Annotated in this window: 12 protein-coding genes; 7 read left to right on the top strand and 5 right to left on the bottom strand. The window is 60.1% G+C overall.

Features of this window, described 5'->3' with window-relative positions; genetic code table 11:
• Positions 1-183: 183 nt before the first annotated feature.
• On the bottom strand, positions 184-1,767 hold the full coding sequence (locus tag CKW19_RS14215) for a peptide chain release factor 3 (protein ID WP_053154472.1): 1,584 nt from the start codon (positions 1,765-1,767) through the stop codon (positions 184-186).
• Between the two features lie 529 nt (positions 1,768-2,296).
• Between CKW19_RS14215 and CKW19_RS14210 the strand changes: the two genes are divergently transcribed.
• The 5 genes from CKW19_RS14210 (at position 2,297) to CKW19_RS14190 (ending at position 7,571) form a co-directional block, all read left to right on the top strand.
• A complete protein-coding gene (locus CKW19_RS14210) occupies positions 2,297-3,013 on the top strand; it encodes an ABC transporter permease (protein WP_095058400.1) in 717 nt (238 codons plus the stop codon).
• A gap of 20 nt (positions 3,014-3,033) precedes the next feature.
• Positions 3,034-3,927: a glycine betaine ABC transporter substrate-binding protein gene (locus CKW19_RS14205; RefSeq protein ID WP_095058399.1), complete on the top strand. Its 894-nt coding sequence runs from the start codon at positions 3,034-3,036 to the stop codon at positions 3,925-3,927.
• 12 nt (positions 3,928-3,939) lie between these two features.
• The gene (locus CKW19_RS14200; RefSeq protein ID WP_095058398.1) at positions 3,940-4,593 is read left to right on the top strand and encodes an ABC transporter permease; all 654 of its coding nucleotides are present in this window, start codon (positions 3,940-3,942) and stop codon (positions 4,591-4,593) included.
• Positions 4,590-5,747, top strand: a complete 1,158-nt coding sequence (locus tag CKW19_RS14195) for a betaine/proline/choline family ABC transporter ATP-binding protein (RefSeq protein ID WP_095058397.1) — start codon at positions 4,590-4,592, stop codon at positions 5,745-5,747. The genes CKW19_RS14200 and CKW19_RS14195 overlap by 4 nt, the downstream gene beginning before the upstream one ends.
• Before the next feature lie 660 nt (positions 5,748-6,407).
• A complete protein-coding gene (locus CKW19_RS14190) occupies positions 6,408-7,571 on the top strand; it encodes a type III PLP-dependent enzyme (protein WP_053154457.1) in 1,164 nt (387 codons plus the stop codon).
• A gap of 146 nt (positions 7,572-7,717) precedes the next feature.
• Here CKW19_RS14190 and CKW19_RS14185 read toward each other — a convergent pair whose 3' ends face one another.
• Both CKW19_RS14185 and CKW19_RS14180 read right to left on the bottom strand, forming a co-directional pair.
• Positions 7,718-8,431, bottom strand: coding sequence for a tetratricopeptide repeat protein (locus tag CKW19_RS14185; protein ID WP_095058454.1), 714 nt, complete (start codon positions 8,429-8,431; stop codon positions 7,718-7,720).
• 57 nt (positions 8,432-8,488) lie between these two features.
• Complete coding sequence (locus CKW19_RS14180; protein WP_095058396.1) at positions 8,489-9,169, bottom strand: Fe2+-dependent dioxygenase; 681 nt, start codon at positions 9,167-9,169, stop codon at positions 8,489-8,491.
• Between the two features lie 208 nt (positions 9,170-9,377).
• Between CKW19_RS14180 and CKW19_RS14175 the strand changes: the two genes are divergently transcribed.
• Together CKW19_RS14175 and CKW19_RS14170 are read left to right on the top strand one after the other, a co-directional pair.
• On the top strand, positions 9,378-11,702 hold the full coding sequence (locus tag CKW19_RS14175) for a TonB-dependent siderophore receptor (protein WP_095058395.1): 2,325 nt from the start codon (positions 9,378-9,380) through the stop codon (positions 11,700-11,702).
• A gap of 235 nt (positions 11,703-11,937) precedes the next feature.
• Positions 11,938-14,466, top strand: a complete 2,529-nt coding sequence (locus CKW19_RS14170) for a sulfite reductase flavoprotein subunit alpha (RefSeq protein WP_095058394.1) — start codon at positions 11,938-11,940, stop codon at positions 14,464-14,466.
• A gap of 120 nt (positions 14,467-14,586) precedes the next feature.
• Here CKW19_RS14170 and CKW19_RS14165 read toward each other — a convergent pair whose 3' ends face one another.
• Together CKW19_RS14165 and CKW19_RS14160 are read right to left on the bottom strand one after the other, a co-directional pair.
• Positions 14,587-16,128, bottom strand: coding sequence for an alkaline phosphatase (locus CKW19_RS14165; protein WP_095058393.1), 1,542 nt, complete (start codon positions 16,126-16,128; stop codon positions 14,587-14,589).
• A 189-nt stretch (positions 16,129-16,317) separates the two neighbouring features.
• Entirely contained in the window at positions 16,318-18,057 is a 1,740-nt protein-coding gene (locus tag CKW19_RS14160) for a PTS fructose-like transporter subunit IIB (protein ID WP_095058392.1), read from the bottom strand.
• Positions 18,058-18,066: the final 9 nt, after the last annotated feature.

The following is an 18,066-nucleotide window of genomic DNA, read 5'->3' as shown; positions in this document are numbered from 1 at the left end:
GTAGGAGCGAGCCTGCTCGCGATGGACGTCAACGATGACGTGCGCAGCCTGGATAAACGCGGTGCGCTTGAAATCACCGTCGGAACGCCGCCCGGAGCAGGCTCGCGCCTACAGAGGGTTGCGTCAGGCAACAAAAAACCCCGCAGCTTTCGCGACGGGGTTTCTGGCCTTTCAGCTCAGCGCTTAATGATGCTCACGCGTCGCACGGAATTTCACGTCCGGCCAGCGCTCTTCCATCAGTGCCAGGTTGACCCGCGTAGGCGCGAGGTAGGTCAGGTGACCACCGCCGTCCAGTGCCAGGTTTTCCACAGCCTTGTTGGAGAATTCCTCAAGCTTCTTCTTGTCGCCGCATTCGATCCAGCGTGCCGAATACACAGTGATCGGCTCGTAGGAGCACTCGACCTTGTATTCCTCTTTCAGGCGGCTGGCGACCACATCGAACTGCAGCACACCAACGGCGCCGAGGATGATGTCGTTGCTGCGTTCCGGGAAGAACACCTGGGTCGCGCCTTCTTCGGCGAGCTGTTGCAGGCCCTGACGCAGTTGCTTGGATTTCAGCGGATCCTTCAGGCGAACGCGGCGGAACAGTTCCGGGGCGAAGTGCGGGATACCGGTGAAGCCCAGGACTTCGCCTTCGGTGAAGGTGTCGCCGATCTGGATGGTGCCGTGGTTGTGCAGACCGATGATGTCGCCAGCGAAGGCTTCTTCCAGTTGCTCACGTTCGGAGGAGAAGAAGGTCAGCGCGTCGCCGATTCGCACGTCCTTACCGGTGCGCACGTGGCGCATCTTCATGCCTTTTTCGTACTTGCCGGAGCAGATACGCATGAAGGCGATGCGGTCGCGGTGTTTCGGGTCCATGTTTGCCTGGATCTTGAAGATGAAGCCCGAGAACTTCTCTTCCACCGGCTCCACGGTGCGCTCGTTGGCCACGCGGGCCAGTGGGCGCGGTGCCCAATCGACGACGGCGTCGAGCACGTGATCGACACCGAAGTTGCCCAGTGCCGTACCGAAGAACACCGGGGTCAGCTGACCGTCGAGGAACTCCTGCTGATTGAACTCGTGGCAGGCGCCCTGCACCAGTTCCAGCTGTTCGATGAAGCGCTCGTACTCGTCGCCCAGGTGCGCACGCGCCTCATCGGAATCGAGCTTCTCGATGATCTTGGTTTCGGTGCGCTCGTGGCCGTGACCGGCGGTGTACACGATGATGTAGTCATCGGCGAGGTGATACACGCCTTTGAAATCACGGTAGCAACCAATCGGCCAGGTGATCGGCGCTGCCTTGATCTTCAGGACGGCTTCGATTTCGTCGAGCAGTTCGATCGGGTCGCGGATGTCACGGTCGAGTTTGTTGATGAAGCTGACAATCGGCGTGTCACGCAGACGGCAGACGTCCATCAGGGCGATGGTCCGTGGCTCTACACCCTTACCGCCATCGAGGACCATCAAGGCCGAGTCGACCGCCGTCAGGGTACGGTAGGTATCTTCGGAGAAGTCTTCGTGGCCCGGGGTGTCGAGCAGGTTGATCATGTGCTCGCGATACGGGAACTGCATGACCGACGTGGTAATGGAAATACCACGCTGCTTTTCCATTTCCATCCAGTCGGAGGTGGCATGGCGGTCGGATTTACGCGATTTCACCGTGCCGGCCACCGCAATCGCCTTGCCCATCAGCAAGAGCTTTTCGGTGATGGTGGTCTTACCGGCATCGGGGTGGGAAATAATGGCGAAAGTGCGGCGTTTCGCGACTTCGGCGGCCTGTTTGGTCATGGGAAATCGCCTGGCAGGTGATTCAAAAAAGGGCGGCGAGTATAGCTTAAAAAGTAACCGACGGACCACCGTCCGTAGGGGGTGAGCACCTGCAGGAACTGCCGAAGGCTGCGATATTTTGGCGATTCAAACCACGCCAAAGATCAAAGGATCGCAGCCTTCGGCAGCTCCTACGGGTGGCAAAATGGTGTCGAACGTGGGAACCTTTTAAAGCACGGAGACGTCCACTCCCCCGTTACGACCACTCGTCGGGGGCCAGAAACACCTGCAAATCGGCCTGACGAGGCTGTGCTCATGGCTCGATTGCTGCGCGCCTAACCCCTGTAGGAGCGAGCCTGCTCGCGATGGACGTCAACAATAACGCTGGGTACCTGAAGGTACGCGTTGTCTGGACGTTTTTCGCGAGCAGGCTCGCTCCTACAGTGGAACGCGCTCGGCATGAGCTGCTTATCGCGATCATTTTTTCGGCAGCCAGGAATGGCGTTGCCACACGAGAAAGTGTTCGCCGACTGAAAAAAGGAGTCCGCCTGTGGCTATCCACTATGGCAAAGGGCTGATAGGAGGCGCGCTGGTAATCGCCCTTCTGGCCCTGCTGATCCACTGGATCGGCATCAATACGATCGAACTTTACCGCGACGATTTATTGTTTTACCTGCAAGCTCATCTGATTCTCGTCCTCGCTTCCATGCTGGCCGCCCTTGTCGTGGGCATTCCTGCCGGTATCCTCCTCAGCCGCCCGTCCATGGTCGGCCGCGCCGAACGCTTCATGCAGTTCTTCAACATCGGCAACACCGTTCCGCCCCTCGCCGTCCTGGCCATCGCCCTCGGCTTCCTCGGCATCGGCAGCGGCCCTGCCATCTTCGCCCTGTTCCTCGCCTCGCTGCTGCCCATCGTGCGCAACACCTACGAAGGCCTGAAAAACGTTCAGGGCTCGCTCAAGGAAGCCGCCGTCGGCATCGGCATGACCCCGCGCCAGGTGCTGTGGAAAGTCGAGTTGCCCAACGCCGTGCCGATCATCATCGGCGGTGTGCGCGTGGCCCTGGCGATCAATGTCGGGACGGCGCCGCTGGCGTTCCTGATCGGCGCCAACAGTCTCGGCAGCCTGATCTTCCCCGGCATCGCCTTGAACAATCAGCCGCAATTGCTGCTCGGCGCCGCTTGCACCGCCCTGCTGGCCTTGTTGCTCGACGGCCTGGTGACACTCGCCAGCCGCCTCTGGCTCGAACGCGGCTTGCGCCCGTCTTAAGCCTCGGCAAAGGAATCGTCATGAAAACTTCTAGCTTTTTACTAGGCTGCGTCCTGCTGTTCGCAGGATTTGCCCAAGCCGCGGAAAAACCCTTGATCCGCATCGGCGCCCGGGTGTTCACCGAACAAACCCTGCTCGCGGAAATCACCGCTCAATACCTGCGCACCAAAGGCTACGACGCCAAGGTCACCGGTGGCTTGGGCAGTAACCTGGCCCGTAGTGCCCAGGAAAGCGGACAACTGGACATGGTCTGGGAGTACACCGGCGTATCGCTGGTTTCCTACAACCACGTCACGGAAAAACTCGACAGCCAGCAGTCACTGGCACGAGTCACCGAGCTGGATGCGAAGAAAGGCCTGACCTGGCTCTCACCGTCGAAATTCAGCAACACCTACGCCTTGGCACTGCCGGAAAAAATCGCAGCCAAGTACCCGCAGATCCAAACCATCAGTGACCTTGACCGGGCCTTGCGCGACGAAGCCAAAGACAATCCACTGGTGGCGCTGGACACCGAGTTCGCCAACCGTTCCGACGGCCTGGCCGGCATGGTCAAGCTCTACGACATGGACCTGACCCGCCGCAATATCCGTCAAATGGACGCGGGACTGGTCTACACCGCCCTGCGCAATGGCCAGGTGTTTGCCGGTCTGGTCTACACAACCGACGGACGCTTGAGCGCCTTCAAGCTCAAGTTGCTGGAAGACGACAAACACTACTTCCCCGACTACACCGCCGCACCGGTGGTGCGCCAAGAGTATCTCGACGCGCACCCGCAACTGGCCGCGCAACTCAAGCCGCTAGCCGACCTGTTCGATGACGAAACCATGCGCCAGCTCAATGCACGGGTCGATGTCGATCACCAAAGTCCTTCATCCGTTGCCGCCGATTTCCTGCGCCAACACCCACTGAACTGAGAAGGAGACGACATGGATTTTCTCAATGCCTTTTCCCATCTCGACTGGGCCCAAGTGCTTCACCTGACCTGGCAACACATCACGCTGGTCGGTGTCGCCGTGACCCTGGCGATTCTGGTTGGCGTGCCGCTGGGTATCCTGATGACACGCTTCCCGAGCCTCGCCGGTCCGTTGCAAGCCAGCGCCACCGTATTGCTGACCGTGCCGTCGATTGCCCTGTTCGGCCTGCTGCTGCCGCTCTACTCCAAGTTCGGCCAGGGTCTGGGGCCGATGCCGGCGATTACTGCGGTGTTCCTGTACTCGCTGCTGCCGATCATGCGTAACACCTACCTGGCGCTGACCAACGTCGAACCGGGCATTCGCGAAGCCGCACGCGGTATCGGCATGACCTTCGGCCAGCGCCTGCGCATGGTCGAGTTGCCCATCGCCGTACCGGTGATCCTCGCCGGCGTGCGCACCGCCGTGGTGATGAACATCGGCGTCATGACCATCGCCGCCACCATCGGCGCCGGTGGCCTCGGTGTGCTCATCCTCGCTTCCATCAGCCGCAGCGACATGTCGATGCTGATCGTCGGCGCTGTGGTGGTCAGTGTGCTGGCCATCTTCGCCGACCTGCTTTTGCAATGGCTGCAACGTTCGCTGACTCCAAAAGGATTACTCAAATGATCGAACTTCAAAACCTCAGCAAGACCTTCCAAAGCAACGGCAAAGACGTCAAAGCCGTGGACTCGGTAAGCCTGACCGTCAATGAAGGCGAAATCTGCGTGTTCCTCGGGCCATCGGGTTGCGGCAAAAGCACCACGCTGAAAATGATCAACCGCCTGATCAAACCGACCTCGGGCAAGATCCTGATCAACGGCGAAGACACCACCGAGCTCGACGAAGTGACCCTGCGTCGCAACATTGGCTACGTCATCCAGCAGATCGGCCTGTTCCCCAACATGACCATCGAAGAGAACATCGTGGTCGTACCGAAACTGCTCGGCTGGGACAAGCAGAAATGCCACGACCGTGCCCGCGAATTGATGAGCATGATCAAGCTTGAACCCAAGCAATACCTGCATCGTTATCCACGGGAATTGTCCGGTGGCCAACAACAGCGGATCGGCGTAATTCGCGCACTCGCGGCGGATGCGCCGTTGCTGCTGATGGACGAACCCTTCGGCGCGGTCGACCCGATCAACCGCGAAATGATCCAGAACGAATTTTTCGAAATGCAGCGGGCGCTGAACAAGACGGTGATCATGGTCAGCCACGACATCGACGAGGCGATCAAGCTCGGCGACAAGATCGCGATCTTCCGCGCCGGCAAGCTGTTGCAGATCGATCACCCGGACACGTTGCTCGCGCACCCGGCGGATGAGTTTGTCAGCAACTTCGTCGGCCAGGACAGCACGCTCAAGCGTCTGCTGCTGGTGAAGGCCGAAGATGCAGCGGACAACGCGCCATCCGCAAGCCCGGAAACGTCGGTGGCCGATGCGCTGGAATTGATGGACGAGCATGACCGCCGCTATGTGGTGGTCACTTGTACCGAGAATAAAGCCCTGGGTTATGTAAGACGTCGCGACCTGCACCGTCAGACCGGCACCTGCGCGCAGTACCTTCGCGAGTTCAACGCCACCGCGGCGTACGACGAGCATTTGCGTATCCTGCTGTCGCGGATGTACGAGTTCAACCGGGCGTGGCTGCCGGTGATGGATGCCGAGCGGGTGTTTCTGGGCGAGGTGACGCAGGAGTCGATTGCGGCTTATTTGAGTTCGGGTCGTTCGCGGGGGATGAAGACCAGCATCGTTTCGCCTGCCGAGGCAGTGGTCGCCTGATCACACCAATCGCCCGGTAAAAACGCAAAACCCTGTGGCAGCTAGCCTGCTAGCGATAGGGAAATACCAGTCAACACTGTGGTGATGATGAAATTGTCATCGCCAGCAGGCTGGCTCCCACAGGTTCGGTGCGAAAGCTGAATACTTTCAAGGCCGGAAAAAAATATCAACAGCTGCGCCTGTAACAGCGCCTCAAAAACACCTACTGCAACAGCCAAAATCCCCCACAACAAACCTTTTCGCAGCCAACGTCGCCGATGTTGACGCTATCGTACTTCCAAGGGACTTGGCGCACAAAAGCGTCGAACGTGCAGGTATTTTTAACACTTCAAAATTTCAAGGGAACATCTGTCCGTCATCTCGGTCGGCTACAAAGAGTGATGCGCACGACGCACGTCAGAAGCGTGCAAAAACGCGACATTTTTTGTTGATCTCAAGCCCCTCACGCCCTAAAGTTCGCGCCGAACGTCCATGCTGGAAACGATCCATCCGGCTCAAGTACTGACGACGAGACAGCAAGGCCAAGGGAAAAGCAGCACTTCCCATGGCCTTTTTGCTTTCGGCGACATGCCTTGGGAAGTAGGCGAACCAAAGTGGGGATACGGAGGACGTTCATTTGCACCCATTGATTAACGACGTTTGCCACTAGGAGTCCCAAGTATGTCGATTCAGGTCGAAGATTATTTCGCGCGCGCCACTTTTGACAAAATGAAGGCGTTCGCCGACAAGCACGAAACCCCGTTCGTGGTGATCGACACCGCGATGATCAGCCAGGCCTACGACGACCTGCGCGCCGGTTTCGAATTCGCCAAGGTCTACTACGCGGTCAAGGCCAACCCGGCCGTTGAAATCATCGACCTGCTCAAAGAGAAAGGCTCGAGCTTCGACATCGCCTCGATCTATGAGCTGGACAAAGTAATGGATCGCGGCGTCAGCGCCGACCGTATCAGCTACGGCAACACCATCAAGAAATCCAAGGACATTCGCTACTTCTACGAGAAGGGCGTGCGCCTGTTTTCCACCGACTCCGAAGCCGACCTGCGCAACATCGCCAAGGCCGCGCCGGGCTCGAAAGTCTACGTGCGCATCCTGACCGAAGGCTCGACCACCGCTGACTGGCCGTTGTCGCGCAAATTCGGTTGCCAGACCGACATGGCCATGGACCTGCTGATCCTCGCCCGCGACCTGGGCCTGGTGCCTTACGGCATCTCGTTCCACGTTGGCTCGCAGCAGCGCGACATCAGCGTCTGGGACGCGGCGATTGCCAAGGTCAAAGTGATCTTCGAACGCCTGAAGGAAGAAGACGGCATCCACCTGAAGCTGATCAACATGGGCGGCGGCTTCCCGGCCAACTACATCACCCGCACCAACAGCCTGGAAACCTACGCCGAAGAAATCATCCGCTTCCTCAAGGAAGACTTCGGTGACGACCTGCCGGAAATCATCCTGGAACCAGGCCGTTCGCTGATCGCCAACGCCGGCATCCTGGTCAGCGAAGTGGTACTGGTTGCACGTAAATCCCGTACGGCCGTCGAGCGTTGGGTGTACACGGATGTGGGCAAGTTCTCCGGCCTGATCGAAACCATGGACGAAGCCATCAAGTTCCCGATCTGGACCGAGAAGAAAGGCGAGATGGAAGAAGTGGTCATCGCCGGCCCGACCTGCGACAGCGCCGACATCATGTACGAAAACTACAAGTACGGCCTGCCGCTGAACCTGGCCATCGGTGATCGCCTGTACTGGCTGTCGACCGGTGCCTACACCACCAGCTACAGCGCTGTTGAATTCAACGGCTTCCCGCCGCTGAAGTCGTTCTACGTGTAAAAACTGCGTAGAAAACAAAAAGCCCATGACCTGTCATGGGCTTTTTTGTGGGTGACCCTGTAGGAGCCGGTTTGCTGGCGATCCAGGCACCGCCGTTAACCAGATGCACCGCGCCGCGTGACCGTTAATCGCCAGCAAGCCGGCACCTACAGAGGTTTGATGCCCTGTTCGAGTTCGGCGGAGCGCTGGGCGTACGCCGGTGCCAACGCTCGAATTTGCGGATCGGTTGCGTTTAACAACGCTTTGCTCGCGACCCGCAGGAAATTCAGATTGCCGCCGGTCAGCGCCCTGCGCAGCCATTGCAATGCCTCGTCGATATTCCCTTGATCCGCCAACACTGCTGCAAAACTGAACTGGCCACGAAAGTCACCACCCTCGGCCGAACGCCGATACCAGTCATGCGCGGCTTTCAAATCCTTCGGGCAGACCCGCCCTTCTTCCAGATACCGTCCCAACAGATTCATCGATTTTGCATGGCCCAACTCGGCAGCGCGGCGATAGAGACTCAGCGCTTGAAGCTGATCCTCAACCACCCCGCGCCCGGTCGCCAGCAGATTGGCGTAGTTGTACATCGCCCAATCCAGCCCGGCGGTGACGGCCAGTCGATAATGCCTGGCCGCTGACGATACATCAGCCGCACAGCCCCAACCATGCTCATGACAACGGCCGAGCATGTTGCGCGCCATCACATGCCCACGACGCGCAGCGATGTCGAACCAGCGCACCGCCAGCGGCTGATCCTGAGCGATGCCCTGCCCGTCCAGCAGAATCTGCCCGAGCAGCGCCTGGGCATCGAGGACGTCTTCGCGAGCCGCGATCAGAATCGCCTGGGCTGCACGCGCCGGGCTTTCGTCGAGCATGGATTTGAGCCGCTCACCGTCGAGCACTTCCTCGCGGCGTAACCGAAAGTCCGCCACTTACACCTCGACCCAGCGACGCAACAGGTTGTGATAAGTGCCGGTGAGGCGGATCAGCGAGGGGTGATCCGGCAGGTCCCGGGTCAGTTGCTGGATCGCGCCGTCCATCTCGAACAACAGTGCACGCTGGCTGTCTTCACGCACCAGGCTTTGGGTCCAGAAGAACGAGGCGTATCGCGTTCCGTGCGTGACGGCATTGACCTTGTGCAGACTGGTGCCGGGGTACAGAACCATGTCACCCGCCGGCAACTTCACCCGCTGGGTGCCGAAAGTGTCCTGGATTTCCAGTTCGCCGCCGTCGTAGTCCTCGGGCTCGCTGAAGAACAACGTGGCCGAGAGGTCGGTGCGCACCCGCTCCATACTGCCCTTGGGCTGACGCACGGCGTTATCGATGTGGAAGTCGAAACTGCCGCCGGCTGTGTAACAGTTCAGCAACGGAGGAAAGACTTTGTGTGGCAGCGCCGCTGACATGAACAGCGGACTTTTCCACAGCCGCTCCAGCATGGCCGCACCGATTTCCTTGGCCAGAGGGTGGTTTTCCGGCAACTGGAGATTGTGCTTGGCCTTGGCCGACTGAAAGCCCGCCGTGATCTTGCCATCCGCCCAATCAGCCTGCTCCAGCGCTTCGCGAATGCGCTGTACTTCGTCTTTTTCGAACAGGCCGGGTATGTGCAGCAACATGACAACGACACCAGATGGCAAAGGGACGGCAATGGTATTGATTCTTATTGCCCGTGTAAAACCCGCCAGACGAATGAAGTAGTAAAAACCGTAAGGGTAAATTGTAAAGAATGTAAATTCAGTACGAATAGTAATGTTTCGCAATTGATACAAATACGTGTTTACCCTATATTCCGCCGCCTCAAATCCTTGGGGAGGGGAAGTCCAAATGTCACGTTCACAACCACAAGTACCGGTCAGTTCACCACGTTTGCTCGCATCGGCCATCGGCATGGCAATTACTGCCGGTTCGGCGGGACACATGGTTTTCGCGGCGGAAAAGGCCGACGAAAAAGCTCCGGATAACGTGATTTCCCTGGGCGCTACCGCCATCACCGGCGAAGCTCAGGACGAGACTTCCTACAACGTTGAGAAAGCCTCCTCGCCCAAGTACACCGCACCGCTGGTGGACACACCGCGCTCGGTCACTGTCATTCCGCAACAAGTGTTGAAAGACACCGGCGCCATGAACATGCAGGACGCCCTGCGCACCATTCCAGGCATCACCTTCGGCGCCGGTGAAGGCGGTAACCCACAGGGCGACCGTCCGTTCATTCGCGGCTTCGACGCCCAGGGCGATACTTATCTGGACGGCGTGCGCGATACCGGTTCGCAGAGCCGCGAGATCTTCGCCGTGGAATCGATCGAAGTCAGCAAAGGCCCGAACTCCGCTATCGGCGGTCGTGGCGCTGCTGGCGGCAGCATCAACCTGGTGAGCAAAAAAGCGCACCTGGGCGATTCGCTTGACGGTGGCTTCACCTGGGGTTCCGACCAGACCCAGCGCTACACCTTCGACGGCAACTACCAGTTCACCGACACCGCCGCTGGCCGTCTGAACCTGATGAGCCACGAAAGCAACGTCGCCGGCCGTGAAAGCGTCGATTACGACCGCTGGGGCATCGCGCCATCCCTGGCCTTCGGCCTGGGCACCGCCACCCGCGTCAACCTCGATTACTACCATCTCGAGAGCAACGACACCCCGGACTCGGGCATTCCGTACTCGATCCCGACTGCAGGTTCGGCAGCGCGCACCAAGTCCAACCCGGACAAGCCGAACGACGGTGGCGACAGCAGCAACTTCTACGGCTTGAACGACCGCGATTTCCGCAAGGGCCGCACCGACACCGCGACCATCGCCGTCGAGCACGACCTGAACGACGCGCTGACCGTCAAGAACACCCTGCGTCACGGCAACAGCATGCAGGACTACATCCTGACCCAGCCGGACGACAGCAAGGGCAACGTCAACAACGGCAGCGTCTGGCGCCGGGCCAACACCCGTGTCAGCAACACCGAAACGACGACCAACCAGACCGACCTGTTTGGTGACGTCTACATCGCCGGGTTCAAGAACAGCTTCGCCACCGGTATCGAGTTGAGCCGCGAGGAAAGCCAGAAGTCTTCGTACACCGTCAACACCGACACCACGCCAAGAACCGCTGCGGCGACCAATACCTGCAATCCGGCGCAGATCGGTGCGCCAAGCGGTTACAACTGCACCTCGCTGTCCAACCCGAACCCGAACGACCCATGGAACGGTTCGATTACACGCAACTACGCCGGCACCGACACCACGGGTAAAACCTACGCGCTGTACGTGTTCGACACCCTGACCTTGTCCGAACAGTGGCTGGTGAACATGGGCCTGCGCTACGACCATTTCGACACCGACTACAAGACCTACAACGCCGCAGGCACCACGACCTCCAAGGGCGATGACGTCAGCGAGTTCGTCACCGGTCAATTCGGTGTGGTCTACAAACCAGCCGAAAACGGCAGCATCTATGCGTCCTACGCGACGTCGGCAACGCCACCGGGCGCAACCCTCGGCGAAGGCCAGGACGGCAACCCGCTGGGCGGCACCCCTGATCGCAACGGCAACTTGCTGGGCAGCGACATGGAGCCGGAAACCACCAAGAACTACGAAATCGGTACCAAGTGGGATCTGCTGAATGATCGTCTGTCGCTGACCGCTGACATCTTCCGCACCGAGAAAGACAACGCTCGTGTGCAAACCAACACCACCACGTACGAAAACGTCGGCAAAACCCGCGTTCAAGGTTTCGAACTGTCGGCCAGCGGCAAGCTCACCGACAAATGGCAGGTCTTCGCCGGTTACGCCTACATGGACAGCGAGCAAGTTGACGGCGGCGACATGCCGGCCAACAAAGCCAACGACGGTAACGAACTGCCGAACACACCGAAAAACAGCGCCAGCCTGTGGACGACTTATCAAGTCACGCCGAAGCTGACCCTCGGTGGCGGTGCGTTCTATGTCGACGACGTATTCGGCAGTGCCGCCAACACCACCATGGTCGAATCCTACGTTCGCTACGACGCGATGGCGGCTTACAAGCTGACCAAAAACGTCGACCTGCAACTGAACGTGCAGAACCTGACCGACGAAACCTACTACGACAAGGCGTTCTCGACTCACTTCGCCAACCAGGCGGCCGGTCGTACCGCGCTGCTGAGCACCAACTTCCACTTCTGATCAATGTAGGAGCGAGCCTGCTCGCGATGGTCGTCAACGATAACGCGCCTAGCCTGACACCCCGCGTCGTTCTCGAGTTTTTCGCGAGCAAGCTCGCTCCTACATAGTTGGTGTTGGACCAGGCCCCGTTCATCCAGATGAGCGGGGCTTTTGTACGTAAAAAAGAATGCTTCTCGACAACCCCACGGCATAATGCGCGCCGTGATGACAATTTCGAACGAACAAGGCGAGTGACGTGTTGAAGAAAACCCTGTTCCAGTTGCACTGGTTTTTCGGCATCAGCGCCGGGTTGGTCCTGGCCCTGATGGGTATCACCGGGGCGAGCGTGTCGTTTCAGGATGAAATCCTGAGCGTACTCAACCCCTCTGTGTTGCAGGTCGAAAAAACGGTGGCTGGCGTACTGCCGCCCGCCGAACTGGTAGAGAGAATCGAAGCCGCCTCCGGCAAGAAAGTCTCGATGCTCACGGTGGAAACCGACAGTGGCAATGCCGCCAAAGTGTTCTTCACCCCGCCACCGGGTGAACGCCGCGGCGAGATGCGCTACTTCAACCCGTACACCGCCGAGTTCCTGGGCGATGCCACCGGCCAGGACTTCTTCGGCCTGATGCTGCGCCTGCACCGCTTCCTCGCCATGGGTGACACCGGGCGGCAGATCACCGGTGCCTGCACGCTGATTCTGGTGTTTTTCTGCCTGTCCGGTCTCTACCTGCGCTGGCCGCGCCAGTGGAAAAGCTGGCGCACCTGGCTGACCCTGGACTGGAAGAAAAAGGGCCGCAGCTTCAACTGGGACCTGCACTCGGTCGCCGGTACGTGGTGCCTGGTGTTTTACCTTCTGGCGGCGCTGACCGGGTTGACCTGGTCTTATGAGTGGTACAACAAGGGCCTGACCCGCTTGCTCTCCGATTCGCCGCAGAACGAACGCGTTCGCGGCGGACGCGGTCCCGGGCCAAGCGGTCCGGCACCGACCGCCGATTACGCAGCAATGTGGAGCAGCATCTACAGCGCCGCCGGTCCGCAACTCAGTTCCTACAACGTGCGCATGCCACCCGTGGCCGGCCAACCTGCGACGGTTTACTACCTGCTGAGCACTTCGCCTCATGACCGTGCGCTCAACCAGATCACCCTCGACCCGGCCACCGGCGTGGTCAAGCGAGTGGAGCGCTACAGCGACAAGAGTTTCAAGGCACAACTGCTGACCAGCATCTACGCGCTGCACGTCGGCAGCTACTTCGGCATTGTCGGGCGCATCCTCCTGATGATCACCTCCCTGACCATGCCGCTGTTCTTCGTCACTGGCTGGCTGTTGTACCTCGATCGCCGCCGCAAGAAACGCCAGATCAAGGACGCTCGCAGCGGTCTCGTGCAAACGGGCAGCGATGGGTCGGCCTGGCTGATCGGTTTCGCCAGCCAGAGCGGTTTTGCCGAACAACTGGCGTGGCAAACCGCCGGGCAATTGCAGGCCGCCGGTTTACCGGTGAAGGTGCAGCCACTGGCCGACATCAGCGAGCAGGATTTGCATGATTCGGACAATGCGCTGTTCGTGGTCAGCACCTTCGGCGACGGCGAAGCACCGGACAGCGCCCGCGGGTTCGAACGCAAAGTGCTGGGCCGCACGCCTAGCCTTGGCCGCCTTAACTATGCCGTCCTCGGACTGGGCGACCGTCAATATCAGCACTTCTGCGGTTTCGCCAAACGCTTGCACAGCTGGCTCGGTGAACACGGCGGCAAGACGCTGTTCGCCCCGGTGGAAGTCGACAGCGGCGATCCTTACGCCCTGCGTCACTGGCAGCAGCAACTGGGCCAACTGACCGGTCAGGCACCGGTGGATACCTGGCAAGCGCCAAGCTACGACAACTGGACCCTGACCCGCCGCGATCTGCTCAACCCGGACAGCAGTGGTTCGCCGGTGTACCTGCTGGGCCTCAAACCGCCCTCCACCAGCAGCTGGCTGGCGGGCGACCTCGTCGAAGTGATGCCGCGCAATTGCCTGTGGGCCATCGAGCACTTCCTTGATGGTCTGGGCATTCACGGTGAAACCAAGGTGCGGATCAACGGCCTGGAGGAAACCCTCGAACAGGCTCTGGCCAGTCGCCAACTGCCGGAAAACCGCACCCATCTGGTCGGCCTGCACGCGCAAGCGCTGGCCGATGCCCTGGTGCCGCTGGCCATGCGCGAATACTCAATCGCCTCGATCCCGGCCGATGGTGTGCTGGAGTTGATCGTGCGTCAGGAAGTGCATGCCGATGGCAACCTCGGCGTCGGCTCGGGCTGGCTGACCGAACACGCTCCGGTAGGCAGCGCGATCAGCCTGCGCGTGCGCCGCAACAGCGGCTTCCATCTGCCGGCCGAACCGGTGCCGATGATTCTGCTGGGCAATGGCACCGGACTCGCCGGGTTGCGCAGCCTGCTCAAGGCGCGGATTGCCGATGGTCAGCAGCGCCAGTGGCTGCTGTTTGGAGAGCGCCATCGCGAACACGATTACCTGTGCCGCGATGAGCTGGAAGAATGGTTGATTGCCGGGGACATCGAACGCCTCGACCTGGCGTTTTCCCGCGACCAGGCCGAAAAAATCTACGTACAGGATCGCCTGCGCGAGTCGGCCGACGAGTTGAAACAATGGCTGGCGGACGGTGCGGTGATCTACATCTGCGGCAGCCTTCAGGGCATGGCGTCAGGCGTGGATCAGGTGCTCAACGACCTACTTGGCGCCGCCGAAGTCGAACGGCTGATAGAACAAGGCCGCTACCGCCGCGACGTCTACTGATTCACCGCATCCCACTGTAGGAGCGAGCCTGCTCGCGAAAGCGGAATGTCAGCAACGATGATGTTGACTGACACGACGCCTTCGCGAGCAGGCTCGCGCCTACAGGGATTCAAGGGTTAATCAAACCGGTTGTAGCTTCTGCTCGAACACCGACACCCCATCCAGATCCCGCAACACCACACTCAACTCCCCTGTTTGCCCGTCAATGTTCACCTCGCCAAAAAACTGAAACCCGGCAAACGGCGAGGCGTTTTGCACTGGCGCCGCCTTCTCGAACACGACCTCCGGGCCGAAGGTTTTATCCAGCGCATCAGGCCCGAAACTGCCGGCATTCAGCGGTCCGGCAACGAACTCCCAGAACGGTTCGAAATCCTGAAACGCGGCCCTGTCCGGATGGTAATGATGCGCCGCGCAGTAATGCACATCCGCCGTAATGAACACAAAATTGCGCACTTGCTGCGCCCGCAGAAAACCGAGCAGTTCAGCGACCTCCAGCTCTCGTCCCTGGGCCGGTCCGGGATCACCATTGGCCACCGCTTCCCAGCGCGGCACACCGGGGCTGACTTCTCCGTCGCCCACACCCAGGCCAATCGGCATGTCGGCGGCGATGATTTTCCATTGGGCTTTCGACGCTTTGAGCGACGTCTTCAGCCAGTCCAGTTGCTCGCGCCCAAGGAACGGTTTTGCAGCACCGAGATTGTCGTCATTGGCACCGCGATAACTGCGCATGTCGAGCACGAACACATCAAGCAGCGGCCCGTAACCGAGCTGACGATACATCCGCCCGCCACCATCAGCACTCTGCAACCGCATCGGTGCATATTCGAGCCAGGCCTGACGTGCACGGCCCACCAGGCTGTGGATATCTTTACTCAGGTAGCGCGCGTCCAGTTGTTTTCCCGGCGACCAGTTGTTCACCACTTCATGGTCATCCCACTGCCAGATCTGCGGGACCTCGGCGTTGAAACGACGGATGTTTTCGTCCATCAGGTTGTAGCGATAATTGCCACGGTAATCATCCACGGTCTCAGCCACTTTGCTCTTGGCCTCGGTGGTGATGTTGCGCCACACCCGGCCGCTTTCGGTGGTGAGCTGAGCTGGCACGGGACCGTCGGCGTAAATGCTGTCACCGCTGTGGATAAAAAAGTCCGGCAGGCGCCGACGCATGGCTTCATAAATGCGCATGCCGCCAATGTCCGGGTTGATGCCGAAGCCTTGGCCGACGGTATCGCCGCTCCAGACAAAACGGATGTCGCGGCGGGTCTGCGGCACACTGCGCAAGTGACCGAACCAGGGCTCACTGGTCACGCCGGTCTGGGCATCTTCAAACTGCACACGATAGAAAATCGCCTGATCGGCGGGCAGCCCGGTGAGTTCGACCCGGGCGGTGAAATCAGTGCGGGCATCGGCCAGGGGAGAGACGAATCGTCGGGGGTTGGTGAACACGCTGCGGGTGTCCCACTCGACCACCATCCGCGCAGGACGGTCGCTGCGACTCCAGATAATCGCCCGGTCGCCCAAAAGGTCACCGGACTGCACGCCATCCGTGAGTTGCGGCCGATCCTTGACCGACGCAATCACCGCCGGCGCCAGCCCCGGCAACAGCAATCCGGCACCAACCGCTTGCATGACCCGGCGACGCCCGGGATCGAATTCGCTCATGGTGTTCTCCCTGAAATGGAAAAACTAAAGCATGGCTGGATGAAGTAGAGGTGACAGGAACCGAACTCTGTGGCGAGGGAGCTTGCTCCCGTTGGACTGCGCAGCAGTCCCATTCTTTTGATAAAGAGGGGCCGCTTCGCGACCCAACGGGAGCAAGCTCCCTCGCCACAGATCACTCCACCTGAGAGATCAGGCTTTGACAGGCTCCAGCGCCAGCTCCACCGTCTCCGGCCGTTTGACCACGGCATACGCCACCGCCGTCAACAGACTCCCCGCGACAATCGCCAGCAAATACAACAAGGCATGATTGATCGCATTCGGAATCGCCAGCACAAACAAACCGCCGTGGGGCGCCATCAGTTTGCAGCCGAAATACATCGACAACGCACCGGTCAGCGCACCGCCGGCAATGCTCGCGGGAATCACTCGCAGCGGGTCTTTCGCCGCGAACGGAATAGCCCCTTCGGAGATGAAACACAGCCCCAACACAAACGCCGCTTTACCGGCCTCGCGCTCGGTCTGGGCGAACTTGTGCCGGGCGATGAAGGTGGCGATGCCCAGGCCAATCGGCGGCACCATGCCAGCGGCCATGGTCGCCGCCATCGGTGCATAACTCTGCGACGCCAGCAGCCCGACCGAAAACGCATACGCGGCTTTGTTGATCGGTCCGCCGAGGTCGACGCACATCATGCCGCCCAGCAACACACCGAGCAGGATCGCGTTGGTGGTGCCCATGCTGTCGAGAAAATGCGTCAGCCCGGCGAGCATTCCGGCCACCGGTTTGCCGACCACGTAAATCATCACCAGACCGGTGAACAGGCTCGCCAGCAACGGGATGATCAGGATCGGTTTCAGCGCCTCAAGGCTTTGCGGCAACCGTGCATAACGGTTGATCGCCTTGGCTGCATAACCGGCGAGAAAACCGGCAATGATCCCGCCGATAAAACCGGCGCCCAGGGTACTCGCTAGCAAGCCGCCGATCATCCCCGGCGCCAGGCCCGGACGGTCGGCAATGGAATAGGCGATGTAACCCGCCAGCAACGGCACCATCAATTTGAACGCGGTGTCGCCGCCAATCTGCATCAGCGCCGCCGCCAGCGTGCCCTCCTCTTTGAACGCCGTGATGCCGAACACGAACGACAGCGCAATCATAAGACCGCCCGCCACCACCATCGGCAGCATGAACGACACACCGGTCAACAGGTGTTTGTAGACGCCGGTTTTCTCAGACTTGGCCGGCGCGCTGGTCCCAGTGGACGCGCTTTCCTGCTTGCCTTCGGCCAAGGCTTTTTTCAGGGTCGCTTCGGCTTGCTTAAGTGCAATCCCGGTGCCGCAACGGTAAATCTTTTTGCCGGCGAATCGCTCGGTGGCGACTTCGATGTCCGCCGCCAGCAACACCACATCCGCCTCGGCAATCGCCGCGGCGCTCAGCGGATTGCGCGCACCGACCGAGCCCTGGGTTTCCACTTGCAGGTCATAACCCAAGCGTTTGGCCGCTTGCTGCAAGGCTTCGGCGGCCATGAAGGTGTGCGCCACGCCGGTTGGGCAGGCGGTGACCGCGACCAGTCGCGGGATGCTGTGGGCAACGGCAACGGATTCGACAATTGCTTCGGGCGCCGCGTACACCTGCGCTTCCTGGGCTCCGCGTCGCAGCAGCGCATCAACATCTTGCAGGGCCTGGGCCGGCGCGCTCTGGAACACCCGCTTGCCAACAAATCGGGACATGTCCACTGGCGCGCTGGTCACCAGCAATACCCACTCGGCATCGTCGATAGTCGCGGCCGACAATTGGCGTTCAGGGTGTGCGGCATCGCTGACTTCGACGCTGGTGCTCCAGCCCTGACGCTGGGCCGCGGCATCCAGCAACCGGGCGCACAGCACACTGGTGACCATGCCGTTCGGGCAGGCCGTAACAATGGCTAATTTCATGACAAACCC

The sequence above is a fragment of the Pseudomonas sp. Irchel s3f7 genome, assembly GCF_900187615.1.
Taxonomy (GTDB): Bacteria; Pseudomonadota; Gammaproteobacteria; order Pseudomonadales; family Pseudomonadaceae; genus Aquipseudomonas.
Note: the sequence above shows the minus strand (reverse complement) of the source record. Positions and strands in the feature narration are given on the sequence as shown.